Genomic DNA, 25113 nt, shown 5'->3' with positions numbered 1-25113 from the left:
TCCTTTAGCGACTAAGAAATTATATAGATGAAACAATATGACTTGAGTGTAATAGTCACGGCGCATAATTGTGCTCAGCACTTAACATCATGCCTTGACTCAATCAAACTGGCTTTGGGGGATAAATTCTCTCAGTGTGAGATCATGCTTATAAATGACTCTTCCACCGATGCCACCGGCGATATTTACCAGCAGTTCGCCAAGGGCCAAAGCAATGTCATCTTGTATAACGTCGCCTACAAAAATATTGGTAAGGTCAGGAATTTCGGCGTTTCCAAAGCCCAGGGCGAATATATCACCATGGTTGATGGCGATGACCAGCTACAGGCTGGCTCCATGATTGAAGTCATCGATTTTCTTGGCAGCCATCACCCCGACATGCTTATCACTCGCCTGACCGAAGTCAGAAACAATGACGTGCCTGCGGTTAGCCAAGCACTGCAACCCAAACCGATTACTACCAACGCTGCGATAAAAAAATATCTGATTCATCAGGCATTCCAGGCACACTTTATTGGCAAATTTATTAAGCGCAGTATTCTTTTGCACTGCAAATTCCCTAACTATATTTGCTACGAAGATTCTTTCGCTTTCCCTGAGGTATTAAAGAGCTGCAAAAAAATCTACCTTTCTGCAACCGGCCCCTATTTGTACTTCAAGCACGGTAATACGCTGTCTAGCGATATCAGTGAAGAGAAAATACATCTGTGCAGAAAAGGGTTGGATCAAATGTCTTTAGTGCTGCAGGGAGAGTTTCGATTCCTTCAGGTCTGCCATTGGATAGAATTTGTTAATCGCAACCATTTGACGATTTCAAAATGGAAGGATCGAGGCTCGATCAAACAGAATATCGAGGACGTGGATATGCTGCCTTTCCTGCTGCATCCCAATGTTCGGATTAGCTATAAGCGCAAACTGATCAAGGTCAAAAAGTTGATTCGCCACTGGTAGCCCCATAAAAAACTGCACCTTACTTAGTCGGGTATCCAACTTTTGGGGTGCAGTTCATTTCCGTGGGTTTTTTATTGTAAGCCAAAGAGCAGTAATCTATCAGGCAGCGAGAGTCGCACCGCCATCGATCACAATATCCTGCATGGTAATGTGCCCTGCGCGGTCAGAAGCCATAAACAACACAGCATCGGCCACGTCTTGCGGTTTACCCATTTTCCCCAAAGGAATGCCCAGTTTGAACTGTTCCGGGAAACCGTTGATGGTATTCTGCTCACTTTCCGGCGAGGTCCACATGCCGCGCTGCATCGGCGTGTCGGTAGAGCCAGGAGAAATCAGGTTACAGCGCACGCCAAAAGGAGCCATTTCCAATCCCACGCTCAGGCACAAACTACGCAATGCCGCTTTTGAAGCACAATAGGCAGACATGCCAATGCGCGGAACGTGTGCCGCATTGGAGGCGATGCTGACGATGGCACCATGCTGCTGGCGACGAAAAACCGGCAGCGTATGGCGAAACATATTGAAAGCCCCGCCAGCATTGACTGCCAGACAGTCATTCCAGTCATCATCGCTGAGCTCATCGGTGACGCCCATGCGTAAAATACCCGCACCATTGACCAGCACGTCCAGTCGATCGTTTTCAGCCAACACACGCTGACACACTTCGCGCACCGCTTTGACATCGGTGATATCCAGCACTTCAGTGCGAAAAGGATAGTGACTACTACCGAAATGCCGATCAAAGCCTATAACTTCGGCCCCGGCTTTAACGAAGGCCAGCGCGGTCGTGTAACCAATGCCCTGCCCCGCGCCGGTCACCCATACGCGTTTGTTGGCAAACTCCAAACTATTTTCCATCAGGTTTTTTCTCCGGACAGCAGCTGCCACCAGCCATTAAGAGTAGGATTTTTAGCCAGCACGACAAAATCAATATCTTCGCGGATTTTACGCCAGCGGGTTGCCAGCGCCATAATACGTACCGAATCCAGGCCGTAATCGATCAAATTGTCATCATCTTGCAAATCTTCGCTGTCTTCATCCAGCAGCGGCAAAATTTCGTTGCGCAGCTGTTCCTTGCTGGCATAACCAGGCCTGGATTCTGCACCGGTCAAGTCTGCCGTCATCACCACGCGGCCACAGCGGCCAGCGTTATAACGCAGCGCCATCAGGTGTTCATCACGGGAGAAGTCGGCAAGGCCATCGGCAACCATGAACGGCTGGATATTACGCATAAAGCCGTCAATAGCAGTAGTCAGACAGCCAATATGCGCATAGACACCGCAAATAATCAGCTGGTCGCGACCGGTTTCCTGCAAGATTTCTTGTAATGGTGAACGATGAAAGGCGCTGTAACGCCATTTTACCAGCACCTGATCGTCTTCATCCGGGGCAAGCGCCACCACTACTGCCTGCTGCTCTGGATGCTTGTTTAGGCCCGGCCCCCACATATCTTTAAGCAGCGCACGATCCTCATCGCTTTGATTGTTCGGCTGTGCGGTATAAAACACCGGAATGCCCTGCGCTTTGCAGTAGCGGCGCAGATTGGCAATGTTTTCAACCACCTGCTTAATCAGCGGGCTGTCTTCTTCCCAGAAGTTTAAAAAATATTGCTGCATGTCATGGATCAGCAAAGCCGCACGCGTGGGCTCAAGCTCCCACTTCACCTTGTTGGTTGGCAGCTCTGCCACAGTCGGCAAGGCGTAGGATTCAAGTTTTGGAATAGCCATCAATTATTCTCCAGAGGATTGTGCAATTGGCTGCGCTTCAAAAGTTTGGCGCAAAAGTTTTTTATCTATTTTTCCGACCGCAGTGAGCGGCAGTTGATCAACGCGGATAAAGCGGTCAGGCAGTTTGAACTCAGCAATGCCCTGCTCGCGCAGGTGGCGGCGCAACGCAGCGGACTTCAGCTCAGTATCAGTAATAATAAATGCGCAGCTTTTCTCACCCATCAGTTCATCAGGCATGGAAACCAGCGCCGCGTTGATAATCCCGGGATGGCGCAGCAGCAAGTTTTCGATTTCCTCGGCTGCGATTTTTTCACCGCCGCGATTGATCTGATCTTTAAGCCGCCCTTCTACTTTGACGTAGCCGTCTGCGGTCAGTGAAATCAGGTCACCAGAACAGTAGAAGCCGTTTTCGTCAAAGGCCTCTGCATTGTGCTCGGGACTGTTGAAATAACCTCGGAAGGTGTAAGGACCCCGCGTCATCAGCCGCCCAACTTCACCGGCGGGCAGCGGATTACCCTGTTCGTCGGCCACCCAAAGTTCATCGTCTGGCGACATCGGATAACCCTGAGTAGTCAAAATATGCTGCTGGCTATCGTCGAGACGGGTGTAGTTGACCAGCCCTTCCGCCATGCCAAACACCTGCTGCAGCTGACAGCCCATTTCATTCTGGACGCGCGCAGCCAGCGTTTCACCCAGCTTGGCTCCGCCCACCTGCAACAGCCAGAGGCTAGCCAAAGCCTGATTGCTGCCCCATTCTTCAATAGCCTGCAACCAGAGCGTGACCGCAGGCGGAACCAATGCAGTTACATTAACTTTATGCTTTTCAATTAGCTGGAAGCACAACTGTGCGCTTGGGTCAGCAGCCAAAACCATCTGCCCGCCGCCGTAGAACACGCCAAGCGCGCCCGGAGAACTCATTGGATAGTTATGGGCGATGGGCAAAGCACAAAGATAGCGGGTGTCGGTATCGAAATGACACACCTCGACGCTCGCGCGGACGCTGTAGTAATAGTCGTTGTGCGTGCGCGGGATAAGCTTTGGCGTGCCGGTGCTGCCGCCGGAAAGCTGGAAAAAAGCCACCTGATCGGCGGCGGTTGGCGAGGCGATAAAATCGCCCTGCGGCTCGGCGATCCACCCTTTTAATGATTGTTCAGGCTTGTCCTCGTTATGCAGCGCGATTTGGCGTACACAAGAATGCTGGACGAGAAACTCATTCAAAAAGGTGTCATTGCCAAAAAGCGCGTGATTGCGATCGGCGATGACAAGCGACGGTTTTATCTGGCCAGCGTAGGACTGTAGTTCGCTGCGTTGATGACTAAACAGCGCGTTAACCGGCACAATCCCGACTTTCAGCAGTGCAAAAAATACTACGTAGAATTCATTGATGTTACCAAGCTGAACCAATGCGGTATCACCGGAAGCCAGCCCACGGCGACGCAGCGCACCTGCCAGCCGGTCAGATTGTTGATTCAATTCACGATAAGACAGACTGCCAGCAGCATCAATCATCGCGATACTGTCATTGTTGGCCTGGCGCGCAAGTATGTCGGTCAGCGGCTGATCAATCCAATAGCCGCGTTCGCGATAACGTTTGGCTAAATCGGTGGGCCAGGAGTTAAAAGCAATGCTCATAGTTATTCTCTCAAACCTATTTTATTAAGCTCAGTTTTAAAACTTACTTTTCCAGAGGTGTTCTCGAAATTAATGCAAACCGAATGCGCGCAGCATGGTGTTTAATTTGACGCCGGTTTCATGCCATTCAGATTCAGGCGAAGAGTCGGGGACTATGCCCGCACCGGCAAACAGCCGAACTTGATCTTCAACAACGGTGCCGCAGCGGATAGTGACAACCCATTCACCGTTTCCGCGATCGTCACACCAGCCGACGATGCCGCCAAACAGGCCACGATCGAAGGGTTCCAATTGCTCAATCAAATCACGGGCAATATTTGTCGGAGAGCCACACAGCGCCGGTGTCGGATGTAGCAAACAGGCCAGCGACAGCGCGTTTTCTCGCGCATCTCGTGCTTCACCTTTGATAGGCGTCGATAGGTGCCACAGAGTTGGCGTGCTTAATAATTCAGGAGAATCAGGAGACTGCAAAGAATGGCTGCGTTCAGCCAGTACCTTGCGCATGCCCTCAATCACAATGTGATGCTCATAAAGGTCTTTACCCGAGTTCAGCAGTTGGCGGCTGACCTCTTCATCCTTTTGTGGACTGCTTTCGCGCCGCGCCGAGCCGGCAAGAGGATTGGAATAAAACTGATTGCCGTGTTTACGCAGCAACAGCTCTGGGCTGGCGCCGATCAACACCCCCTTTTCAAGAGGTACGTGGAAGTGATAGCCGTTGGGATTCTGCGCCACTACGCGGTTCATCAACGCATCGCGTGACACCGGGTTGCGGGTTTTGATTTCCAGCAATCGTGACAGCACGGCCTTGTCGAGACGCCCTTCATTCATTGCCTGTACGGCATCCCCGACCATCTGCATAAAAATGTTTTGAGCAGGTAGCTCGGTTTTGCTTTCTATTTCAGGCAGCGGGCTATCCGTTCTCATTGCGCTCGCCATTGCGGATGGGCGATCCAGCCACTGAGTTTTCTGTGGCACAAACAGCGCCGAAGGCAGGCGCTTATCAAAAGGAATCGCCCCGCACAGCACTGGATGCTTGATGCCTGCGGCGTGTGCATCGATAAAAGCTGTCTTGATAGCCCGCTGAAACTCACCGTCAATGGCATCGCCATCGGCCGCTGATGCAGTAACTTTTAGCAGGCATCCCTCAGTACTGAGGCTTCGATAGGCAGAGGTAAAGAAAAAGCCCGAGGTAGGTGAAAGTTCGACTGGGTTGACTGACTCTTCGCCCAAGACATCACGTTCTTTCATCACAGTATCCATCTGTAAACTCCCATGCAATATAATGATAATTGGGATGATAATTATTATCATTTGTATTTAATCGCGTTAAAGTACGTGATGCGTTTATCAGTGTCAATGCGTGAAAAATGGGTCTGGCATAATTCATCTGCCATGCATTTGACATTAATCTATTGAAATCGTTAGTAACTTACTTTTAAGGTCTGAACATGAAGTGGATGAAATTTCGCCTGTTTATGGCGTTTTTAGCAGTATTTTGGGGCTTTTTGGCTGCTGCGCACGCCGCTGACGGCTGGCCACGCCAGATTAAAACCTCACACGGGACCCTTATTTTGCAGCATCCGCCACAGCGGATTGTCTCCACCAGCGTGACTGTCACCGGCACTTTGTTGGCGATTAATGCCCCAGTTATTGCCAGCGGAGCCACCAGCCCCAATACCCGCATCGCTGACGATCAGGGCTTTTTCCGTCAATGGGGCAGCGTGGCAAAACAGCGTGGAGTGAAAGCTTTATATATCGGTGAAGCTAACGCCGAAGCGATTGCCGGTGAGGCACCGGATTTAATTGTGATTTCGGCTACGGGTGGGGATTCGGCCATGAAGCTGATGTCTCAGCTTTCGGCAATAGCGCCAGTGATAGTGGTTAACTACGATGATAAAAGCTGGCAGGAATTGGCCGCAGAACTGGGCGAGGCAAGCGGTAAAGAAGCCGATGCCGCTAAAGTCGTGGCCAGCTTTGACCAGCGAGAAAAAACGCTGAAACAAAGCCTGCATTTGCCACCGCAGCCGATTTCTGCGCTGGTTTATCGCCCAGATGGCAAGGCCGCCAATCTTTGGACACCGGCGTCGCCACAGGGGCAAATGCTACAGCAGCTCGGCTTCACGCTGGCGCAACCTCCAGCGAACGCCGCCAGCGGCCACACTCAGGGTATTCGCAAAGACATCATTCAACTATCAGGCGAGAATTTAGCGGCAGGGCTCAACGGTAAATCGCTGCTGCTGTTTGCCGGGGATAAAACTGACGCGCAACGCGTAGAAAGTAACGTTTTCCTTAGCCACCTGCCTGCGGTACAAAACAAACAGGTTTACGCCATGGGTAACGACACCTTCCGGCTGGATTATTACAGCGCCAATAATTTACTGACGCAGCTGGAAACGCAGTTTAGCGGCCATTAATTGGTTTGGTGGGCTGGCGAATCTCCTCTAGCCCACCGTTGCTCAACTCTCGCAGTGCCCGCAGCGAATACACCAGCACCAACCCGACGAGGGCTGCGCCAAATCCAAAGCTGGCCGAACTGATTGCAGGCAGCATCACCGACCCCATCGAGCCCAGCAACAGTGCGCCGATCGCATCGCCGATAACATTCTGCGCCGTCCACAGGCCGTTAACCCTGCCGAGATAATCGTCAGGCGTCAGGCGCTGAATCAGGCCGTATTGCAGTAAAGAGTTAATCGCCGTGAGATAGCCGAACACCACCAAACATAGTAGCGCGGTGCTGTACCACGGCATCAGGCTGAACAGCCCAATGGCGACAAAGGCTGCAATCGCAGTCAACATCATCATCCAACCGGGACGAGCCACGCTGGCCACGCGACCGCTGGTGAAGGCGCCGATGGCAGCTCCCAGCGGCACGGCGGCATACATCAGCCCGAGCCGCGAAGCATCCACCTGCCAGAGACCAGAAAGCGCCGGATAAAGCACGCGCACCGCACTGGCCATTGTCAGCAGGGCGCCAATCAGCGCCACCATGCCAATCACTTTATTACGCAATAAAAAACTAAAGCCGCCAATCAGCGATTTTAACGTGTGCTCGCGTGGCTGCGGAGGAGGCAGTAATTTCGGCAAACGCAGCAGCGGGATTAACGTCAGCAGAGTGCCCAGTGCAGCCAGTCCGTAGTTCCACACTACCCCGCCGCTGGCAATAATCAGACCGCCAATGGCAGGAGAAAGAATTGAGCCGAAACGCACGGTCAGCATGCTTAATGCACCGGCCTGTACCAGATTTTCACGCCCCACCAGCGCAGGCGTAGCGGCTAATAATGCCGTAACGCCAACGGCACCAAAAAATCCGTCCCAAACTGACAGGACGTAAATAGCGAATAAAGATGGCGCAGGCAGTGTGGCGTTAATACACAAGCCGATGAAACCCATACCGCAGGTGGAACGGGCGAACAATATTAAACGACGGCGCTCGTAACGGTCAGCCATCACACCGCCCAGCAGTAATCCGACAAACATGCCGCTACCGGCCAGCGTAACGGCTAAACCGACTAACAACGTCGAGCCGGTAAGCGCCTGGATCTGCACCGGCAAGGCGATGCCAAGCAGGCCAAGAGCCAATATTGAAATAAAGCGCGCGCAGAATACGGAACGAAAAACAGGGTGGGTCTTTAGCAAACTAAAATTCAATAAAATCGAGGGCTTATCCATGGCAAATTCATAATCCAACGGTTACTGGGGTTGCAGCAACAAGATCCCGATTCAAGAGGACTGCAACAGAACATTGAGGCATGCTACCATATACAAATGAAATCAATAACGATAATAAATATCATTAACATTCATACTTTTTTTGATTCGACGGACCGTTTCGATAATGAACATATTCAATAGATTTCAAATCGCAGTCAGGTCTTCAAAGCCGTTGAAGTTTAAAAGATACCTGGTAATAAAAAGGCTGCTATGTCTCGTCTAATCACCTCCTCAGCATCTTCACCCTTCTTTTCTTCTGGTTCACGCCAGATGGGCGGCATGCTGCTCGCGCTCCTCCTGCTGGCGGCGATGGTGGCGCTCAGCCTGTCGATAGGTGAAAAATCCATTCCTCTTGATACCGTGCTGCCCGCCTTGCAAGGCCAGTGTGCCAGCGCCGACTGTGTGATTATTCACGATGCGCGTTTGCCGCGAACGCTGGCGGGCATCCTGGCGGGCATTGCGCTGGGCCTTTCCGGCGCGCTGATGCAAATTCTTACGCGCAATCCGCTGGCCGATCCCGGCATTCTTGGCGTTAATTCCGGGGCCGGATTCTCAGTGGTGCTGGGCATCGCCTTTTTTGGCGCGACTGGCATCGATCAATACTTGTGGTATGCCTTCGGTGGCGCGATGGTCGCCACGCTGCTGGTGGCAATGATTGGCGCGCTGGGTCGCGGAAGGCTAAATCCTGTTCGCCTCACGCTGGCTGGTGTCGCACTCGGCGCAGTGCTTGAAGGGATGTCTTCGGGGATCTCTTTACTTAACCCGCTGGCTTTTGATCAGCTGCGCTTCTGGCAGGCGGGTTCGCTGGATATTCGCAGCCTGTCAGTGATCCATACCGTGGCGCTGCCGATCTTAGTTGCCACAATTTTGACGCTATTGATAAGCCGCGCGCTAAATAATCTAACGATGGGCAGCGAACTTGCCACCGCGCTCGGCACGCGTATTGCTCTAACTCAGTTAGCCGGCCTGCTGGCTATTACCCTGCTTTGTGGCAGTGCGACCGCCGCCGTTGGACCGATTGGTTTCGTCGGACTGATGATGCCGCACATCGCCAGACGTGTTTCACGCGCCACTCCGCGCTGGATGCTGCCATGGACACTAGTGCTCACCCCTTCTCTGCTGCTGGCGGCGGATTTAGCAGGAAGAGTGTTAGTTGTTGGCGAACTTAGAGTTTCGGTTGTCACGGCACTGATCGGTGCGCCGGTGCTGATTTGGCTGGTCCGCCGTCATAACGGACTGAGCCGGGGATGAGCATAAATTCGCTACTTGGCCAATCGTCGTTGGCTGCGAAAAAAAGCCGTCTAACGCGGCCTTTATTTATCGCACTATCACTGGTGTTGTGTTGCTTGGTGCTGGCAGTTTACGCTCTTGGCAGCGGCGCGCTTTCACTTACCGCTCATCAGGTGATCGATGCCCTTCGCGGTGAAGGTCCCCATAATCTATCCATTATTGTGACCCAGTGGCGTTTGCCGAGGGTAACGATAGCGCTGATCGTCGGCGCAGCGCTGGGCATCAGCGGGGCTATTTTTCAATCGCTGATGCGCAACCCGCTGGGTAGCCCAGACGTCATTGGTTTCAACTCCGGCGCTTACACCGGCGTGCTGATAATCATCGTGCTGTTTAACGGCAGCATTAATCAGATCACCGCCGGAGCTATGGCCGGAGGCATTTTTACCGGGTTACTCGTCTATTGGTTGGCGTGGCGCAAAGGGGTAGAAACTTTCAGGCTGATCATTGTCGGCATTGCCATTCGCGCCCTGCTGACGGCAGCCAACACCTGGCTTATTATCAACGCCTCTTTAGAATCGGCCCTGACCGCCGGGTTATGGAGTGCAGGTTCGCTCAACGGCATCAGCTGGCAAAAGAGTCTGCCCGCCATTGCTGTAATGATAGTCGCGGTAGTGTTGGCACAATGGTTATGCCGGAGGATGCGCCTGCTGGAAATGGGGGATGATACTGCCTGCGCTCTGGGCGTGCCGGTGGAACGTGCACGACTACTATTAATGTTGGTCGGCGTTTCCCTCACCGCAGCGGCCACGGCGATAGCAGGTCCAATCTCGTTTATCGCCCTGGTAGCCCCGCAAATTTCCCGCCGCCTGTGTGCCAGTCATCAACAGCCGCTGCTTTTTGCGGCGCTGACCGGGGCCCTGTTGCTGCTTGCCGCCGACGTTCTTGCTCAGCGCATGTTCCTTCCCTATCAATTACCCGTCGGGATATTAACCGTCAGCATTGGCGGTATCTATCTGATTGGGCTGTTAATTCGAGAATCACGACGCTAATGAGCAATCGATCTTTATCCCCTTTACGGGCAGAAAATCTCACCCTCGGCTACGAAAAAAAAGTCGTCGCCCGAGATTTGTCGGTGGCGATCCCCGAAGGCAAGCTGACGGTAATTATCGGCCCGAATGCCTGCGGAAAATCGACATTACTGCGCACGCTTAGCCGTTTGATGCAGCCGCAAACGGGAGCGGTATGGCTGAATGGTAAAATGATTAACGAGGTGCCGACCAAAGAGGTCGCCAAACAGCTAGGATTGTTGCCGCAGAGTTCTATCGCGCCGGGGGATATCAGCGTCGCCGATCTAGTGGCTCGCGGGCGTTATCCTCATCAAAACTTATTTAGCCGCTGGAGTCGCAAAGACTCTGAGGCGGTAGATGAAGCAATGCGCGCAACCGGTGTTTATGAACTGGCCGACAGTCTGGTAGATAATTTATCGGGCGGGCAGCGCCAACGAGTATGGATTGCCATGGTGTTGGCACAACAAACACCTTTATTACTGCTGGACGAACCCACCACTTGGCTAGATATCGCCCATCAAATTGATTTAATGGAATTAATGTGTCGATTAAACCGACAAAACGATCGCACGCTGGTAGTGGTGCTGCACGACCTCAATCACGCCTGTCGCTATGCGGGTCATCTGATCGCCATGAAAGACGGCCAGATTATTGCCGAAGGCGCTCCGGCAGAAATCGTCACGCCGCAGTTGATTGAGCAAGTATTTGGCCTGCGCTGTCACATCATCGATTGCCCAATTTCCCATACCCCGCTGGTGATACCTTTGGGACATCGAGCTTAATTAAAAATTTACCCTCAATAGATTTCACGCTACAGCGAATCAGACTTCGCCGCAGCGTGAAAGATGAAAGGTATTTAGAGTGCGCGCAGGAGCCTGTTGAGCAGCGGTCCTAATACCTTAAACGACGCAGGCGAGACAATATCGACGTGCGCACAGTCCAGCTCGTGAACCTGCAACGCGTTGACATACTCTGACCAAGTCTGCTGCACGTCCATGCCGGCCTGCAGGGTTCTTTTCGCCACAAAAAGCGTCGCCTGCCCGTTAAAATACGCGGTGCGAGTCGCCGACAGCAATCGCACCGAGTCGGCGTAGTTGGCCTCGATTTTATCAAACATGCCACTTTTATCGCCGCTATCGGCGGGGTCCAGCGCCTCTTCTGAAACCGCAATAAATTGCTGCCGCTCGCGCTGGATCTCTTTAAGCACGTTGTCGTCAAGCATCACGTCCCAGTTTTGCGTTTCGGGTGGATAGGTATCGAGCAGGCCGAGGAAAGCAACCTCTTCTCCGCGAGCCTGCAAACGCGCGGCAATTCCCTGCGCCAGCGTCCCGCCCAGGGAGTAGCCGATAAAATGATACGGGCCGTGCGGCTGCACGCTCAACACGGTTTGCAGATGCGCGTCGCACACCTGATCCATGTTTTGACTTGAGCACAGCGGCCCGTCTGGGTGAGGCGACTGAATACCGACCACTGACCATTGCTGGTCGATGTAACGCGGCAACACACTGAACTGCCAGGAAAAACCAGAGGCCGGATGCAAACAGAACAGGACAGGCCCCTTACCACTGCGTAGCGGTAATACCGCCTCGAATCCGCAGTTATCAACCTCGGCCTGACTTTGTTTTTCGCCAAGCAGCGCCGCAAGCTGTTCAACTTTTGATGCCACCATAATTTGCCCGACGCTAACCGGGCGCTCCAGCTCACGACGCAGCTGCGCGGCCAGGCGCATCGCCAATAGCGAATGACCGCCGAGCGCAAAGAAATCGTCGTCGGCATACACAGTCTCACGATTTAGCAAACCCGCAACCGCGCGAGCAATCAGGGTTTCAAGCCCCGCTTCGGGTTCACGGCCTGCCGTCTGCTGCTGCGCCTCGGGCTGAGGTAAGGCTTTACGGTCTAGCTTGCCATTCGCACTCAGCGGCAAATCTGGCAACTCGACCAGCGCCACCGGCACCATGTGCGGAGGGAGAAGATCGGCGAGCTGTCCGCGCAGAGCCGCAGTATCCAAACGGACACCGGGTTGCGCCACCAGATAACCCACCAGCTGACGCGCATCGCCACTGGTCGCCTCTTGCCCGCCATTGCCCAGCGCCATAGCGTGGGTCACCGCCTGAACAATGCCCGGCAGCGAAAGCAGCGCGTGATCGATATCCGCGAGCTCGATGCGCTGGCCGCGGATCTTCAGCTGAAAGTCACTGCGCCCCAGATATTCCACCGCACCGGACGGCAGCCAACGCGCCACGTCACCGGTGCGATACATCCGGCCTCCCTGGCCCAGCGGATCGGCAACAAAACGGCTGGCCGTGAGGTCAGGCCGTGCCAGATAACCGTGCGCCAACTGTACACCGGTCAGGTACAAATCTCCGGCAATACCCGGCGGCACCGGTTGCAGACGTGCGTCGAGAATGCGCAAACCAGTATTCCAGACCGGCAAACCAATAGGCACATTCGCGCCGCGCACTGCGGCTAAAGATTCACTCCAGGCTGGGTGATAGCTCACATCAACCGCCGCCTCGGTCGGACCATAAAGGTTGTGCAAAGCCACACCGGTACGGCGCTGCCACAGGCGGCAAAGTTCAGCGGGCAAGGCTTCACCGCTGCAAAAAACCTGACGCAGCGAGGCACAATTTCTCAAAGATTCAGCCTCTTCCAGCGTGCTGACAAAGGCCGCGAGCATTGATGGGACAAAGTGCAAGGTAGTAACCTGATGGGCGGCGATCAGCTGCTGGAGCTGTTCCGGGTCGCGGTGCGCCTCAGGAGGTGCCATGAATAGTTTCGCGCCGACAACGAGCGGCCAGAAGAATTCCCACACCGAAACATCAAAACTGCTCGGCGTTTTTTGCAGCACTACGTCGTCGCAGCCCAGCGGATACTGGTTTTGCATCCACAGCAGTCGGTTAACGATCGCCTGATGACCCACCACCACGCCTTTCGGCCTGCCGGTCGAACCTGAAGTAAAGATGAGATAAGCCGGATGATTTTCTGAAGGTCCCTTAAATTCCTGAGGTAAATCTGATCTCAGGTCTAATAAACTATCGTAAATCATCACGTTGCCTTTATGAGCGAAACGTGACAGCTGGCTGTTGTCAGTGATGATTAGGCGCGGAGAGGCGTCTTCCAGCATCATCGCCAGGCGATCGTCAGGATAACTGGTGTCCATCGGCAGATAAGCCGCTCCGACCTCGACAATCGCCATCAATGCCAGTGAGAGAAAGACTGAACGAGGCAACGCCACGGCTACGATATCCCCCGCTGCAACGCCCTGCTCAATCAACCGCTGCGCCAGAGCCACAACCTGCTGGCGCGTTTCACGATAATTTAATTGGTGCTGCTCATCAGCCAGCGCCGGGGCGTGCGGCGTCGCCTCAGACTGCTGTTGCAATAACCGATTCAAGGTGTTCTCGGCCAGCGGGAAAGCGGTGTCGTTCACCCGTGTAATCAGTTCACGATCGGCGGCCGTCAACATCTCTGCATCACCCGAGAGCAAAGCGGGATTCGCGGCAAACTGACCAAGCAAGAGTGGCAAACGTTGTAAATGTGCTTCAATCTCCTGCTGCTGATAACGTTCGGCGTTCGCCAGCACATCGACTGTCAGTTGCCCGGACTCATCGATATACAGGGCGATTTCCAGATCACGCACCGGGCCAGACGACAACTCGTGTGTAACACCATTTATGCCATTGAAATCAAGTCGGAAGTCGAACATCTTGAAGTTGAAAACCGTGCCGTACATCGGCTTTTCATCACCCACGCCTCCGACGTCGCGCTGGATCTGTTCCGCGTCGTAGCGCTGATGGCGACGGGCCTTTTTCAGCTCACGAGCCACCTCAATCGCCACTTCTAGCAGCGTATGCTGCGGCTCTACATTAAAGGCCACCGGCAATACGTTAATCACCGGACCCGTGGCACAAAGCGCGACAGAACCCATTCGGCGCATAAAGATAAATCCGGCAGTAAATGCACTTTGCCCGCTCAAACGGGACACCCACAGCGCAACCAGTCCCAGCGCCATATCGGCAGGCGTCAACTTGTGCGCCTCTCCGGCCACAATCAACTGGGCAAACTGTTGGCGATCGCAGCTCTGTGACAGACGGAAAATATGCGTAGTTGGCGTCTGCCCCGCTAACGGAAGCGGACTAAGGCTGGCCGCTGGCGGCGACTGGCGCGCTTTCTCCAGCCAAAACTGTTTATCTCGCTGGCAGGCGGCGGATTGTTCGTACCGCTGATACTCTTCAACCACGTCGCGAAACGCCACGAAAGATGCTGGTTCCGGCATGGTTTGCTGGCAAAGGGCGGTATAAAGGTGGGCAATTCGGCGTGTGATGGCGTTAAAGCTGAACGCATCGACGATAACGTGATGATAACGCTGATACCAAAACCAGCGGTTTTGCGCGACGCGGATCAGAATATGACGCAACAGCGGCCCGCCATCGGCAACGCGTAACTGGCCATTAAGATCCTCATGCATTAACGCCAGCGCGGCGTGATCCTGACTCTGACTTTGTCGATCAGGCTGAGCGGAGATATTCAACGAGGCGCGATCGCAAAGATCGACACACTCCACCGCCGGGATCGCGGTGGCGCGGTCATACCACTGCATCGGCACTCCGTCGTGCTCTTCAAAGCGCATACGCAAAGTATCGGCTTCGGACAGTCCCTGAGCGATAGCTTGCAGCAGAATTTCACGGTCAATCTCGCCGACAAGTTCAATATAGTGGGCCACTGCATAGGCGTTATCGTGGGGAGAAAGCTGATCGGCAACCCAAATGCCCGGCTGTGCGGCCACCAGCGGCATGGCATCGCGGCGGGAGGAAGTATCTTGTGAAGTCCGCGATTTTAAGCTCTGCGGCTGCGATATTTGTAGCTTTGAAGTGATGTCTTGCACCCTGATACTCCTGAAAAATAAACTCTGTGCCGAGGATGATTAGCCTCTGCCGTATCCTTCGGCGGCTATGGCGCAATTATGAAGCGGCGCGCTGCGCGGTTGGCCGCATGTCCCGCCAATGGCTTTCCAGCCAGGCAATACAATCGGCGCGCTCGGCAGGGCCGAAAACCGGCTGCCACCCCGGCGGCACCGTGCTGAAATCGGGCCACAGGCTGTATTGTTGCTGGTCATTTTGCAGTATCAGGCTGCGCTGCTGTTCGTCATCGAAAGGGTTAAGCTTTTCCATCATCGGCTCCTGCCAAGAAATAAGATGGTGAGGTGAATTCATCGGCCCACAGCGCCTGCAGTCCATCGAGCAAACCCCCGCGCCAGCACAAAGCGTCGTGTCCACCTTCAACGACCTGATATTGCAAGCTATGTCGAGAATCACCGAGCATTACGGCCAGGTTGTCATTAACCCGGTGGATCAGCCTTTCGTGGCGACCGGCCTGCATGAAGATTCGCAGCGCACTTTCACGGCCCAATCCCTTTTCTATTTGCTTTGGCAGCCAACAAGCATCTTCGGGGATCTCTTCCAGCTGCAACATATCGCGACGCGGCCACCAAAACGATCCCGACTGCGACAATACGCAGCCGAAACGCTGCGGCCAGTTGAGGCCTGCATAAAGTGAAGACAGGCCACCAAAACTTTGCCCGGCAACTACGGTTTTTGCGGCGTTATCGCTGTGCGGTGCCAGTTTCGCCACTTCGGGCAGCAACTCTTGCTGCACCGCCAACCAGAATTCGGGATTACAGGTCAGCTCCTGGCTGCGATGCTGGCTATCAATCACTTCAATCAACACATATACGGCCTGCGGCAAGTTGCCCTGCGCCGTTTGTTGCAGCAGCGGTTCCCAAAGAGGCATTTTTTGTGACCAGAATTGCCCATCAAGCAAGATAGCCAGCGGACGGGATGACAGCTCAACGCCGTCGCCGGTGGTATAAATCCACACGTCACGCTGGTTGCCTAAACGCGCGCTGTTCCAGGAAAAACGCTGGAGTTTTGCCGGTGGCGCAGGCACGCAGCGCCCGCTGGAGGTGCCATAGCTGTCATAATCACGCCAAGCCGGTTGCGCAGGAGCATCTGGCAAACTGACGCCGGACAGAGCATGGCCTTTCGCCCCTGTCCAGCTGCGGGTGGGGTTAAGCAAATCATGACTGGCGTTGGCGAAATTGCTGCGCCACCAGCTGCGCACGGCAAACATCTGCCCAAAGGCATCGTCGGCCTGTGTGGTGAAAGGTTGACTCTCTTCGCTGGGAATAAAACTGTAGCTGCCGCGCCAGTCTGATTTAAGTTCAATTTGCCAATACCAGACATCAGTGCCATTCAGGCGCTGCAAACTTTGCGGCGGCGAAGACTGATGGTGGTCGGTCAGGCAGTTAATGTTGATCCAGACCCGTTGATATGCGGAGGTGAACTCGCTGCCGTGAGGATCACGCCAAAAAAAGGTGACCTTGCACCGCCCTTTGCCTGAAGATTCAACCCACGGTGTACCCCTACGGGCGACTTCAAGCCACCATCCGTTGCTTCCTGCGTGCTTACTGTTTAACAGCGTATGGCTCGCTGAGAGGGACAGTGTGTCTAAACAATCTGGTTTCAAAACACTTTCTCTTATTGTGGCTACATAGTGATTAACTAAGGCTGGCTATGCCTTGAAGTGGTTAACTTCTTTAAGCGTTTATAACCTCAACGAGGTGGCAAATAAGTGTATTGATAATTATTTTCATTTGCAATAGAGTGAAAACCCTACAAACAGGGCCGACTTTTCCATTTATCCATGAAAACGAGATTCTCTTTTATCGACCTGACATTACCGACTGTGACACAGCGCATTATCGTCACCCATTACGATGTCAATACGCTGGAGTCTGAGGATTTACTGATTTTGCCTCATTATCAGACATTGGTTCGCGCCGTGCCTCAGCGTAAAGCCGAGCATCTCGCGGGCCGGTTGGCCGCCCGGGAAGCCTTGCGCGGACTTAACTGTGAGGCTCGGCTGCTGGCCGTGGGGTCGCATCGCCAGCCGCTGTGGCCGGAGGGAATAATAGGTTCGATTAGCCACACCGCGAATCTGGCATTGGCGGCGGTGGCGAAAGATTCGGGGCGGCTTTGCGGATTAGGAATTGATATTGAATCAGTGCTTTCTTCTAAACAAACCGAAGAAGTAATCGATGGGGTGATACAGCGTGAAGAATATGGACTGCTGCGCCAGGCGACCCTTTCAGTAGAAGAGGCATTGACGATTATCTTCTCGGCCAAAGAGAGTTTGTTTAAAGCGCTGTTCCGCCACGTAGGAGAATACTTTGAATTTTCTACGGCGCACATCACCATGCTCTCCCCGCAGACCCAACGTTTTACTTTACAGCTGGCGCAACCTTTGACGGCCACACTTCCAGCCGGCATGACTTTTAACGGCCAATGGCACTATCTTGACGGCAAAATAGTGACGCTTATTCGCTTTTGATTAGAACAGAAGACGACTCTGAACTTTAAGGGTCCAGAGTCGCAGGGGGATAAAGCTTATTGGCTCATGGCCGATTTTTTCTTCATCATTTCGTCTTTCTTCATTTTGTCTTTGGCCATGCTGTCTTTTGACATGTGGTCTTTTGACATTTTGGTGTCGGTTTTTGACATGCTGTCTTTAGACATCCCCATGGTGTCTTTTTTGGCCATTGGTTTCTTCATGGTATCTTCGGCATGTGCGCCCATCATACCCAGCATCAGCGTTGAAGAGATCATTACAGCGATTAACTTTTTCATGGTAATTCCTCGTTATTATAAGAAGATGCACGATGTGTGCAGGGTCGTTGTCGTTTGTAATTAACTTCCACCAAACCAGTTGTAACCTTGGTCTTCCCAATAACCGCCGGGATAGGCATTGGTGATTTCAATCAGTTTGATATGTTTAGGATTCTTGTAACCGAGCTTGGTCGGCATTCTAAGCTTCATCGGAAAACCATACTTGCGTGGCAAAATTTGCCCATCATAGGTCAGCGCCAGTAGGGTCTGCGGATGTAGCGCGGTTGCCATATCGATGCTGGTGTAATAGTCGTCAGCACATTTAAAACTTACATATTTGGCGCTGAGATCCGCCCCCACAAGCTTTAAAAATTGTGAAAAAGGGATGCCTCCCCACTTACCGATTGCGCTCCAGCCTTCAACACAGATATGCCGCGTGATTTGGCTAACCTGCGCCATCTGATACAGCTGCGGCAGCGACCAGCTAGATTTATCCAATACTTTTCCCGCTAAATGCAGGCGATAAGTTTGTCCGTCAACTTCGGGTGCATCCTCTTCACCATAGAACGCGTTAAAAGGAAACGGCCGGGTGATCATCAATTCTGTATATTCTGGTGCCAGACGATTTGCCCCAAACAGCCATGCCTGTACCCTATCGTTGAATCCAGAAATAGAAACCAGCGCTTTTTCAACACTCTGATTATCGCTGATGTCGCAACCGGTCAGCATCACCATGCCACCCAATGTCAGCCCTTGGCGCAAAAACTGGCGACGGGAGGAGGAATCAAGTCTACGGGCAATCAGAGCCTGCGCCTGCTGCAAAATATCTTGAGCATCGGTTCCAGGAATGATGATTTTGCTGTCTTTTTTCATGTCGAAAGCCTCAACGTCCACGAAGCATGGCGAGCAGTGTTTTCGGAACCATCAACACCATAATCAAATGCACAACGACAAAACCTACCATCGCCGACATCGCAAAAAAGTGCACATAACGGGCTGCATCAAAACCGCCCATTAGCGTACGTAGCAGAGGAAACTGTACTGATTTCCACACCACCAGCCCCGATAGCACCAGCACAATTCCGTCAGCCATAACAAACAGATAGGCAACTCGCTGCACCATGTTGTAATGACGGAGGTCGTCATGGGCTAACTTGCCTTTCAGCGCGGCCAGCAAATCTGCCAGAATTGCCCGAGGAGTGACGGGGAAAAACTTTGCTTTCAGGCGACCAGTCACAATGTTCATCAGCAGATAAAACACCCCATTGATGCCGAACAGCCACATTCCGGCAAAATGCCACTGAATTCCACCGCCTAGCCATCCGCCCAAAGTAAGATTTTCCGAGAAATTAAAAGCAAACAGCGGTGAAGCGTTGTAAATCTGCCAACCGCTGGTGACCATAATCAGTATCGCCAACGCATTGATCCAATGAGTTAAACGCAGCCACAGGGTATGAACGACAAGCGGTTTTTTCGGCCTGCCCGCCGTTTTCAAAGGCTCGGGTGATTCAATATGAGTTGTCATCCACTGCTCCTGTGCCCCACGACTTTCGATGCAAGCAGTATTGAATTGATTTGTTCCCCGAGACATCACGCAAAGTTAAACAAAATGTGATAACTCCGGATGATGACCTTGTGTAGACTGCAAGCTGATCGAACAGGCTTTAACCGGTTCAAGGCGCGACTGATGGAAAAGAATAAAAAGATTCTGATTGTTGAAGACGATAGCAATATTGCCGAGCTGCTGACGCTGCATCTGCGCGATGAAGGCTATGTCATTACCCATGCCGCTGATGGCGATCGGGGTGTCGCGCTGCTTGATAAGGGAGGGTGGGATGCCCTGATACTGGATTTGATGTTGCCCGGCGTCGATGGTTTGGAAATTTGCCGCCGCGCCCGAAACATGACGCGCTATACGCCGATTATCATCATCAGCGCGCGCTCCAGCGAGATCCACCGCGTTCTGGGCCTAGAGCTGGGAGCTGATGACTATCTGGCGAAGCCTTTTTCAATGCTGGAGTTGGTTGCCCGGGTAAAAGCGCTATTCAGGCGACAAGATGCGATGGGCAGAAATCTGCAAATGGATGCCGGAACGCTCAGCTCGGGCGGGCTGGTTATCGATCCTATTTCCCGTGAAGTATTGCTTAACCAGCAGAATATTGAGCTAACGCCCCGTGAATTCGATTTACTGTATTTCTTCGCTAAAAATCCGGGAAAAGTCTTCTCGCGCCTTAGTTTGCTGAATCAGGTTTGGGGGTATCAACATGAAGGCTATGAGCACACGGTTAATACTCATATCAATCGGTTACGCATCAAGATTGAGGCTAATCCGGCAGAACCTGACAGGATTTTGACTGTGTGGGGGAAAGGCTACAAATTTATACTATCCACTGATGAATCTCAGGGGTAATGCAATGAAAAATATGACACTTTCACAGCGACTGACGTTAGTCTTTACCCTCTTGCTGGTCGCCTGCTGCACGATTTCGGGTATTTTACAGGTTCGTTCGAGCAGTCAGTACAGTCAGGCGGTTATCCAGCGGCTGTCGCAAGATATGGCCAAACACATTGCCGACAGCAACCCTTTGCTCGGCCAAAATGGACTGAACACAGCTTCCGTTCATACCCTTTTTGATCAACTGATGGCGGTGAATCCCAGCGTTGAAGTTTATCTTCTAGATAAACAAGGAAAAATTATTGGCGATGCCGCCCCGGCAGGCGCGGTAAAATTGTCGCTGGTGAATCTGCAACCGGTAAAGGCATTGCTCAAGGGAGCAAAAATGCCGGTCTATGGCGATAACCCTCGCCATGCCGATCAAACTTCACATCAGGTATTTAGCGCTGCGCCTTTGCTCGATCACGGACAGTTGCAGGGTTATATCTACATCGTTTTGCTGGGCGATCAATATAGTGCGCTGGACCGCGATGCCCAGCTTCAATCGGCAGTCATGATGGCTGTGCGCTCCATGGGGCTGGTGATTTTATTTGGCCTGGTGGCCGGGGGATTTGCATTCCGCTGGGTCACGCGCCCTATCCGTCGCCTGACTGCGCAAATCAGAAATCTCGACAGTGGTGGCCTGGAGGCGGTACAAGCTTTGTCACAAACGGTTCCTGCCGCCAATGCGCAACGTGACGAGGTATTCCAGCTCCAGCAGACCTTTATCAACATGGCAAAACGCATCGACGAACAGTGGCAGAGACTGACTCGCCAGGACCAGCAGCGGCGTGAATTTATCGCCAATATCTCCCATGATTTACGTACGCCTTTGACTTCGCTGCACGGCTATCTCGAAACTCTGTCGGTGAAATCTGACCAGCTCAGCGATGAAGATCGCCATCGCTATCTGAACATCGCTCTGGTGCAGAGTAAAAAGGTTGGACGATTGGCTCAGGAGTTGTTCGAACTGGCGCGCCTCGAGTACGGCGTGGTGAAACCGCAGAAAGAGCCGTTTTCAATGTCTGAGCTGGTGCAGGACGTCTATCAAAAATTTGAACTCACCGCCGAAACGCGCCATTTAACGTTACAGGCCGATATGACGCAGGGCATTCCTCTGGTCAATGCTGATTTGGCAATGATCGAGCGGGTGATGACCAATCTGCTGGATAACGCGATCAGATTTACTCCCGACCACGGCACGATTGAAATACGCCTGTGGCCACAGCAGGAAAAAGTTATGGTGCAGCTAAACGATAGCGGTCCGGGGATTGCCGCCGAACTCAAGAACGATCTTTTTATTCGCCCGTCAATTTTAAGCACTGGCCGCAAACGCGCGGGAGGGCTGGGCCTGATGATTGTAAAACGCATACTCGAACTGCACGGCAGCGATATCACATTAATTGATCGCCCTGGCAAAGGTGCCTGTTTCGAGTTCTCTGTACCCATTTAAGGATGGCGTTGAATGAGCATGTTTCATTGCGCCACACTATTTTTATTGAGGAAATTTAACGAATAAGCGATGGTAAGGTTCCCCAGTCACAAGGAGTGAACCCTATGGATACTGCCTTTCAAATGCTGTTACCTCAGTCACTTGTGCCAGGACAAACCATTGGTTTTTTCTCGGCATCATCGCCTGTCACCGTTACCGCACCCAATCGCTTTGCTCGTGCCAAACAGTTTTTGCAGGCAAAAGGATTCAAACTTCAGGCCGGAAGTCTGACGCAAAAATCCGATTTTTATCGTTCGGGAAGCATCAAGGAACGCGCCGAAGAGCTTAATCAGCTACTGCGCGACCCCAAAGTTCGCTGCGTGATGTCAACCATTGGTGGTATGAACAGCAATGCGCTGCTGCCTTATATTGACTATGAGGCGATTAAAGCCGATCCAAAAATTATCATCGGTTATTCAGACAGCACCGCTTTGCTGTTGGGTATTTATGCCAAAACCGGGTTAATCACTTTCTACGGCCCGGCGTTGGTCGCCTCTTTCGGCGAGTTTCCTCCCCTGGTCGACACGACCTGGCAATCTTTTTCTGATTTGCTGATAACGCCTCCTGCTCTGCCTTACACCTATCCCCTACCGCCAGTCTGGAGCGATGAAAAGCTTAACTGGGATACCACGTCCCCCGAACGGCCAAAAAAACTCTATGAAAATGACTGCCGGTTTATTGGCTCGGGCTCGGTATCGGGAAGAGTGATTGGTGGCAATCTGAATACTTTATCCGGCATTTGGGGCAGCCCGTACATGCCTGAAATCAGGCGCGGCGATATTTTACTGATTGAAGACAGCCTCCTGGATATCGCCACCATCGAACGTTCATTCAACATGCTTAAACTTAATGGTGTGTTTGATCGCGTCGCTGCCGTCTTGCTGGGTAAACACGAAGGATTTGATGATAAAGGTACGGGTCGCCGTCCTTTCGATGTTCTTCAAGAAGTTCTTAACGGACAGTCTCTGCCAATCGTCGATGGCTTTGACTGTTGTCACACCCATCCAATGTTAACGTTGCCGTTAGGCAGCCAAATCAGAATCGATTTTGAGCGAAAAAGTGTTGAATTAACCGCTCAATTTATAAACAGCAATGACAACTGATTGTCTTGCCGAGACATTGCGTGATCTGCCACCCAAAAGCCAAACAAAGCTGGTCAGCAAACTACAATTAACCTTTGATTGACATAGTATTAACATATTCATAAGGAGAACAATAATGAGCCAATCTCAAAAGCATCCGATTCCTGCTTCAATTGCAGAGCGAGCCTTAATCACACCTGAGAAATATCAGCAATATTATCAACAGTCTGTTGAGGATCCTGAGACGTTCTGGGGTGAGCAGGCCAAGGTGCTCGACTGGATCAAACCGTTCACTAAAGTTAAAAATACTTCCTTTGCACCCGGCAATATTGATATCCGCTGGTTTGAGGATGGCACGCTGAATCTGGCAGCAAACTGCCTGGATCGTCACTTGGCCGATCGTGGGGATCAGGTAGCGATCATTTGGGAAGGCGACGATCCGAATGCAGAAAACAGATTCGTCACCTACAAACAGCTGCACGAAGACGTGTGCAAATTTGCCAACGTATTGAAAGATCACGGTGTGCAAAAAGGTGACGTGGTGGCCATCTATATGCCAATGGTGCCTGAGGCCGCCGTGGCAATGCTGGCCTGCGCGCGTATCGGGGCGGTACATTCGGTAATTTTTGCCGGATTCTCCCCAGAAGCAGTATCTGGCCGTATCATCGATTCCAACGCCAAACTGGTGATCACCGCTGATGAAGGCCTTCGTGCTGGTCGCACCATTCCGCTTAAACAAAACGTTGACGATGCGCTGAAAAACCCCGCAGTCGTTAGCATTACCAATGTCATCGTTTACCAACGCACCGGCAAGAAAGGCGAATGGAAAGAGGGGCGCGATGTTTGGTGGCACGAAGTCATCGCGAACGCTTCTGCCGAATGCCCGCCGACAGAAATGAAAGCCGAAGATCCACTGTTCATTCTTTATACCTCGGGTTCAACCGGCAAGCCTAAGGGCGTGCTGCACACTACTGGCGGCTATCTGGTTTATGCCGCGCTGACCTTTAAATACACCTTCGATTACCATCCTGGCGATGTCTATTGGTGTACCGCCGACGTTGGCTGGGTGACAGGCCACAGCTATTTGCTCTACGGGCCGTTGGCCGTGGGTGCGATTACACTGATGTTCGAAGGGGTACCAAACTATCCGCAAACCAACCGCATGTCGCAGGTTGTAGACAAACATAAAGTTAATATCCTTTATACCGCGCCGACCGCAATCCGTGCTCTGATGGCCGAAGGTGATAAAGCGATTGAAGGCACTACCCGCAGCTCGTTGCGTATTCTGGGATCAGTCGGCGAACCGATTAATCCAGAAGCCTGGGAGTGGTACTACAAAACGATCGGCAATAGTGATTGCCCGATTGTAGATACCTGGTGGCAAACCGAGACCGGCGGTTTCATGATAACCCCGCTGCCGGGCGCTACTGAACTTAAGGCCGGCTCGGCGACATTGCCATTCTTCGGCGTACAGCCTGCGCTGGTCGATAATGAAGGCAATCCGCAGGAAGGGGCGACCGAGGGTAATCTGGTAATTACCGATTCCTGGCCGGGTCAGGCACGTACGCTGTTTGGCGACCACGAACGCTTTGAGCAGACCTATTTCTCGACCTTCAAAAACATGTATTTCAGCGGTGACGGCGCGCGCCGTGACGAAGACGGTTATTACTGGATCACCGGACGCGTGGATGACGTTCTGAATATTTCTGGTCACCGCCTGGGTACTGCCGAAATCGAATCGGCGTTGGTTTCGCATCCAAAGATTGCCGAAGCCGCAGTCGTTGGTTATCCGCACAGCATCAAAGGTCAGGCTATTTACGCCTACGTAACCTTGAATCATGGTGAAGAACCGTCGCCAGAACTCTATACCGAAGTGCGTAACTGGGTACGCAAGGAAATAGGGCCAATCGCGACGCCGGATATCCTTCACTGGACAGATTCATTGCCTAAAACCCGCTCCGGTAAAATCATGCGCCGTATTCTGCGCAAGATCGCCGCGGGCGATACCTCAAACTTTGGAGATACCTCAACCCTCGCCGATCCGGGCGTGGTCGATAAATTGCTGGAAGAAAAACAATCAATGAAAACGTCGTCATAATTTTCACCGCCTGAGCGCGGTGAAC

21 protein-coding genes are annotated in these 25113 nt (G+C 52.6%); 10 read left to right on the top strand and 11 right to left on the bottom strand.

Translation table 11 applies throughout. The features are described 5' to 3' along the window. Nucleotides 1-27: 27 nt before the first annotated feature. Entirely contained in the window at nucleotides 28-951 is a 924-nt protein-coding gene (locus AB3G37_RS02150; RefSeq protein WP_369789567.1) for a glycosyltransferase family 2 protein, read from the top strand. A gap of 99 nt (nucleotides 952-1050) precedes the next feature. On the opposite strand, the gene dhbA is transcribed toward AB3G37_RS02150, so the two are convergent. The 4 genes from dhbA to AB3G37_RS02130 all read right to left on the bottom strand — a co-directional run bounded on the left by dhbA (nucleotide 1051) and on the right by AB3G37_RS02130 (nucleotide 5570). Further along, nucleotides 1051-1809 (bottom strand): 2,3-dihydro-2,3-dihydroxybenzoate dehydrogenase, encoded by a 759-nt coding sequence (dhbA, locus tag AB3G37_RS02145; RefSeq protein WP_369789566.1) that lies wholly within the window; start codon nucleotides 1807-1809, stop codon nucleotides 1051-1053. Next, entirely contained in the window at nucleotides 1809-2678 is an 870-nt protein-coding gene (locus AB3G37_RS02140; RefSeq protein WP_369789565.1) for an isochorismatase family protein, read from the bottom strand. Before AB3G37_RS02140 ends, dhbA begins: the two co-directional genes overlap by 1 nt. Before the next feature lie 3 nt (nucleotides 2679-2681). Beyond that, nucleotides 2682-4310, bottom strand: coding sequence for a (2,3-dihydroxybenzoyl)adenylate synthase (locus AB3G37_RS02135; protein WP_369789564.1), 1629 nt, complete (start codon nucleotides 4308-4310; stop codon nucleotides 2682-2684). A gap of 69 nt (nucleotides 4311-4379) precedes the next feature. After that, nucleotides 4380-5570, bottom strand: coding sequence for an isochorismate synthase (locus AB3G37_RS02130; protein ID WP_369789563.1), 1191 nt, complete (start codon nucleotides 5568-5570; stop codon nucleotides 4380-4382). A 197-nt stretch (nucleotides 5571-5767) separates the two neighbouring features. Here AB3G37_RS02130 and fepB point away from each other — a divergent pair, with 197 nt between their 5' ends. Continuing rightward, on the top strand, nucleotides 5768-6724 hold the full coding sequence (gene fepB / locus AB3G37_RS02125; protein ID WP_369790874.1) for a Fe2+-enterobactin ABC transporter substrate-binding protein: 957 nt from the start codon (nucleotides 5768-5770) through the stop codon (nucleotides 6722-6724). Here fepB and entS read toward each other — a convergent pair. Next, nucleotides 6711-7979, bottom strand: coding sequence for an enterobactin transporter EntS (gene entS / locus AB3G37_RS02120; RefSeq protein ID WP_369789562.1), 1269 nt, complete (start codon nucleotides 7977-7979; stop codon nucleotides 6711-6713). The two genes, fepB and entS, sit on opposite strands and share 14 nt — an antisense overlap. A gap of 321 nt (nucleotides 7980-8300) precedes the next feature. Here entS and fepD point away from each other — a divergent pair, with 321 nt between their 5' ends. Genes fepD through AB3G37_RS02105 form a run of 3 tightly spaced genes read left to right on the top strand, consistent with a single transcriptional unit; the run spans nucleotide 8301 to nucleotide 11100 of the window. Further along, nucleotides 8301-9272: a Fe(3+)-siderophore ABC transporter permease gene (gene fepD / locus AB3G37_RS02115; protein WP_369790873.1), complete on the top strand. Its 972-nt coding sequence runs from the start codon at nucleotides 8301-8303 to the stop codon at nucleotides 9270-9272. Further along, a complete protein-coding gene (fepG, locus tag AB3G37_RS02110; RefSeq protein ID WP_369789561.1) occupies nucleotides 9269-10300 on the top strand; it encodes an iron-enterobactin ABC transporter permease in 1032 nt (343 codons plus the stop codon). The genes fepD and fepG overlap by 4 nt, the downstream gene beginning before the upstream one ends. Then, complete coding sequence (locus AB3G37_RS02105; protein WP_369789560.1) at nucleotides 10300-11100, top strand: ATP-binding cassette domain-containing protein; 801 nt, start codon at nucleotides 10300-10302, stop codon at nucleotides 11098-11100. Before fepG ends, AB3G37_RS02105 begins: the two co-directional genes overlap by 1 nt. Before the next feature lie 74 nt (nucleotides 11101-11174). On the opposite strand, the gene AB3G37_RS02100 is transcribed toward AB3G37_RS02105, so the two are convergent. From AB3G37_RS02100 to fes, 3 genes are all read right to left on the bottom strand, one after another. After that, complete coding sequence (locus AB3G37_RS02100; RefSeq protein WP_369790872.1) at nucleotides 11175-15113, bottom strand: enterobactin synthase subunit F; 3939 nt, start codon at nucleotides 15111-15113, stop codon at nucleotides 11175-11177. Between the two features lie 166 nt (nucleotides 15114-15279). Next, the gene (locus AB3G37_RS02095; RefSeq protein WP_369790871.1) at nucleotides 15280-15489 is read right to left on the bottom strand and encodes an MbtH family protein; all 210 of its coding nucleotides are present in this window, start codon (nucleotides 15487-15489) and stop codon (nucleotides 15280-15282) included. After that, the gene (gene fes / locus AB3G37_RS02090) at nucleotides 15476-16843 is read right to left on the bottom strand and encodes an enterochelin esterase (RefSeq protein ID WP_369789559.1); all 1368 of its coding nucleotides are present in this window, start codon (nucleotides 16841-16843) and stop codon (nucleotides 15476-15478) included. Before fes ends, AB3G37_RS02095 begins: the two co-directional genes overlap by 14 nt. A 177-nt stretch (nucleotides 16844-17020) precedes the next feature. Here fes and AB3G37_RS02085 point away from each other — a divergent pair, with 177 nt between their 5' ends. Beyond that, entirely contained in the window at nucleotides 17021-17707 is a 687-nt protein-coding gene (locus AB3G37_RS02085; RefSeq protein WP_369789558.1) for a 4'-phosphopantetheinyl transferase, read from the top strand. Between the two features lie 56 nt (nucleotides 17708-17763). On the opposite strand, the gene AB3G37_RS02080 is transcribed toward AB3G37_RS02085, so the two are convergent. From AB3G37_RS02080 to AB3G37_RS02070, 3 genes are read right to left on the bottom strand one after another with little or no spacing between them, the layout of a single operon-like run. Beyond that, complete coding sequence (locus tag AB3G37_RS02080) at nucleotides 17764-18003, bottom strand: pentapeptide MXKDX repeat protein (RefSeq protein WP_009636696.1); 240 nt, start codon at nucleotides 18001-18003, stop codon at nucleotides 17764-17766. A 60-nt stretch (nucleotides 18004-18063) separates the two neighbouring features. Beyond that, nucleotides 18064-18855 carry a molybdopterin-dependent oxidoreductase gene (locus tag AB3G37_RS02075; protein WP_369789557.1) on the bottom strand — a complete coding sequence of 264 codons (792 nt, stop codon included), beginning with the start codon at nucleotides 18853-18855 and terminating at the stop codon, nucleotides 18064-18066. Nucleotides 18856-18865: 10 nt separating this feature from the next. Further along, nucleotides 18866-19507 (bottom strand): cytochrome b/b6 domain-containing protein, encoded by a 642-nt coding sequence (locus AB3G37_RS02070; protein ID WP_369789556.1) that lies wholly within the window; start codon nucleotides 19505-19507, stop codon nucleotides 18866-18868. 162 nt (nucleotides 19508-19669) lie between these two features. Here AB3G37_RS02070 and AB3G37_RS02065 point away from each other — a divergent pair, with 162 nt between their 5' ends. The 4 genes from AB3G37_RS02065 (at nucleotide 19670) to acs (ending at nucleotide 25088) form a co-directional block, all read left to right on the top strand. Beyond that, nucleotides 19670-20392 carry a response regulator transcription factor gene (locus tag AB3G37_RS02065; RefSeq protein ID WP_369789555.1) on the top strand — a complete coding sequence of 241 codons (723 nt, stop codon included), beginning with the start codon at nucleotides 19670-19672 and terminating at the stop codon, nucleotides 20390-20392. Between the two features lie 4 nt (nucleotides 20393-20396). Continuing rightward, nucleotides 20397-21869 carry an ATP-binding protein gene (locus AB3G37_RS02060; protein ID WP_369789554.1) on the top strand — a complete coding sequence of 491 codons (1473 nt, stop codon included), beginning with the start codon at nucleotides 20397-20399 and terminating at the stop codon, nucleotides 21867-21869. 104 nt (nucleotides 21870-21973) lie between these two features. Next, a complete protein-coding gene (locus AB3G37_RS02055; RefSeq protein ID WP_369789553.1) occupies nucleotides 21974-23011 on the top strand; it encodes a S66 peptidase family protein in 1038 nt (345 codons plus the stop codon). A 115-nt stretch (nucleotides 23012-23126) separates the two neighbouring features. Continuing rightward, nucleotides 23127-25088, top strand: a complete 1962-nt coding sequence (gene acs, locus AB3G37_RS02050; protein ID WP_369789552.1) for an acetate--CoA ligase — start codon at nucleotides 23127-23129, stop codon at nucleotides 25086-25088. Nucleotides 25089-25113: the final 25 nt, after the last annotated feature.

The sequence above is a fragment of the Rouxiella sp. WC2420 genome (assembly GCF_041200025.1).
Taxonomy (GTDB): domain Bacteria; phylum Pseudomonadota; class Gammaproteobacteria; order Enterobacterales; family Enterobacteriaceae; genus Rouxiella.
Note: the sequence above shows the minus strand (reverse complement) of the source record. Positions and strands in the feature narration are given on the sequence as shown.

Coding starts and splice junctions, on each gene's coding strand:
- AB3G37_RS02070 (WP_369789556.1), bottom strand. CDS start 19,507: ATGACAACTCATATTGAATCACCCGAGCCTTTGAAAACGGCGGGCAGG.
- AB3G37_RS02105 (WP_369789560.1), top strand. CDS start 10,300: ATGAGCAATCGATCTTTATCCCCTTTACGGGCAGAAAATCTCACCCTC.
- AB3G37_RS02135 (WP_369789564.1), bottom strand. CDS start 4,310: ATGAGCATTGCTTTTAACTCCTGGCCCACCGATTTAGCCAAACGTTAT.
- AB3G37_RS02065 (WP_369789555.1), top strand. CDS start 19,670: ATGGAAAAGAATAAAAAGATTCTGATTGTTGAAGACGATAGCAATATT.
- fepB (WP_369790874.1), top strand. CDS start 5,768: ATGAAATTTCGCCTGTTTATGGCGTTTTTAGCAGTATTTTGGGGCTTT.
- fepD (WP_369790873.1), top strand. CDS start 8,301: ATGCTGCTCGCGCTCCTCCTGCTGGCGGCGATGGTGGCGCTCAGCCTG.
- AB3G37_RS02085 (WP_369789558.1), top strand. CDS start 17,021: ATGAAAACGAGATTCTCTTTTATCGACCTGACATTACCGACTGTGACA.
- AB3G37_RS02075 (WP_369789557.1), bottom strand. CDS start 18,855: ATGAAAAAAGACAGCAAAATCATCATTCCTGGAACCGATGCTCAAGAT.
- fepG (WP_369789561.1), top strand. CDS start 9,269: ATGAGCATAAATTCGCTACTTGGCCAATCGTCGTTGGCTGCGAAAAAA.
- AB3G37_RS02100 (WP_369790872.1), bottom strand. CDS start 15,113: ATGCCGCTGGTGGCCGCACAGCCGGGCATTTGGGTTGCCGATCAGCTT.
- AB3G37_RS02060 (WP_369789554.1), top strand. CDS start 20,397: ATGAAAAATATGACACTTTCACAGCGACTGACGTTAGTCTTTACCCTC.
- AB3G37_RS02150 (WP_369789567.1), top strand. CDS start 28: ATGAAACAATATGACTTGAGTGTAATAGTCACGGCGCATAATTGTGCT.
- AB3G37_RS02055 (WP_369789553.1), top strand. CDS start 21,974: ATGGATACTGCCTTTCAAATGCTGTTACCTCAGTCACTTGTGCCAGGA.
- acs (WP_369789552.1), top strand. CDS start 23,127: ATGAGCCAATCTCAAAAGCATCCGATTCCTGCTTCAATTGCAGAGCGA.
- AB3G37_RS02140 (WP_369789565.1), bottom strand. CDS start 2,678: ATGGCTATTCCAAAACTTGAATCCTACGCCTTGCCGACTGTGGCAGAG.
- AB3G37_RS02080 (WP_009636696.1), bottom strand. CDS start 18,003: ATGAAAAAGTTAATCGCTGTAATGATCTCTTCAACGCTGATGCTGGGT.
- AB3G37_RS02130 (WP_369789563.1), bottom strand. CDS start 5,570: ATGGATACTGTGATGAAAGAACGTGATGTCTTGGGCGAAGAGTCAGTC.
- AB3G37_RS02095 (WP_369790871.1), bottom strand. CDS start 15,489: ATGGAAAAGCTTAACCCTTTCGATGACGAACAGCAGCGCAGCCTGATA.
- entS (WP_369789562.1), bottom strand. CDS start 7,979: ATGGATAAGCCCTCGATTTTATTGAATTTTAGTTTGCTAAAGACCCAC.
- dhbA (WP_369789566.1), bottom strand. CDS start 1,809: ATGGAAAATAGTTTGGAGTTTGCCAACAAACGCGTATGGGTGACCGGC.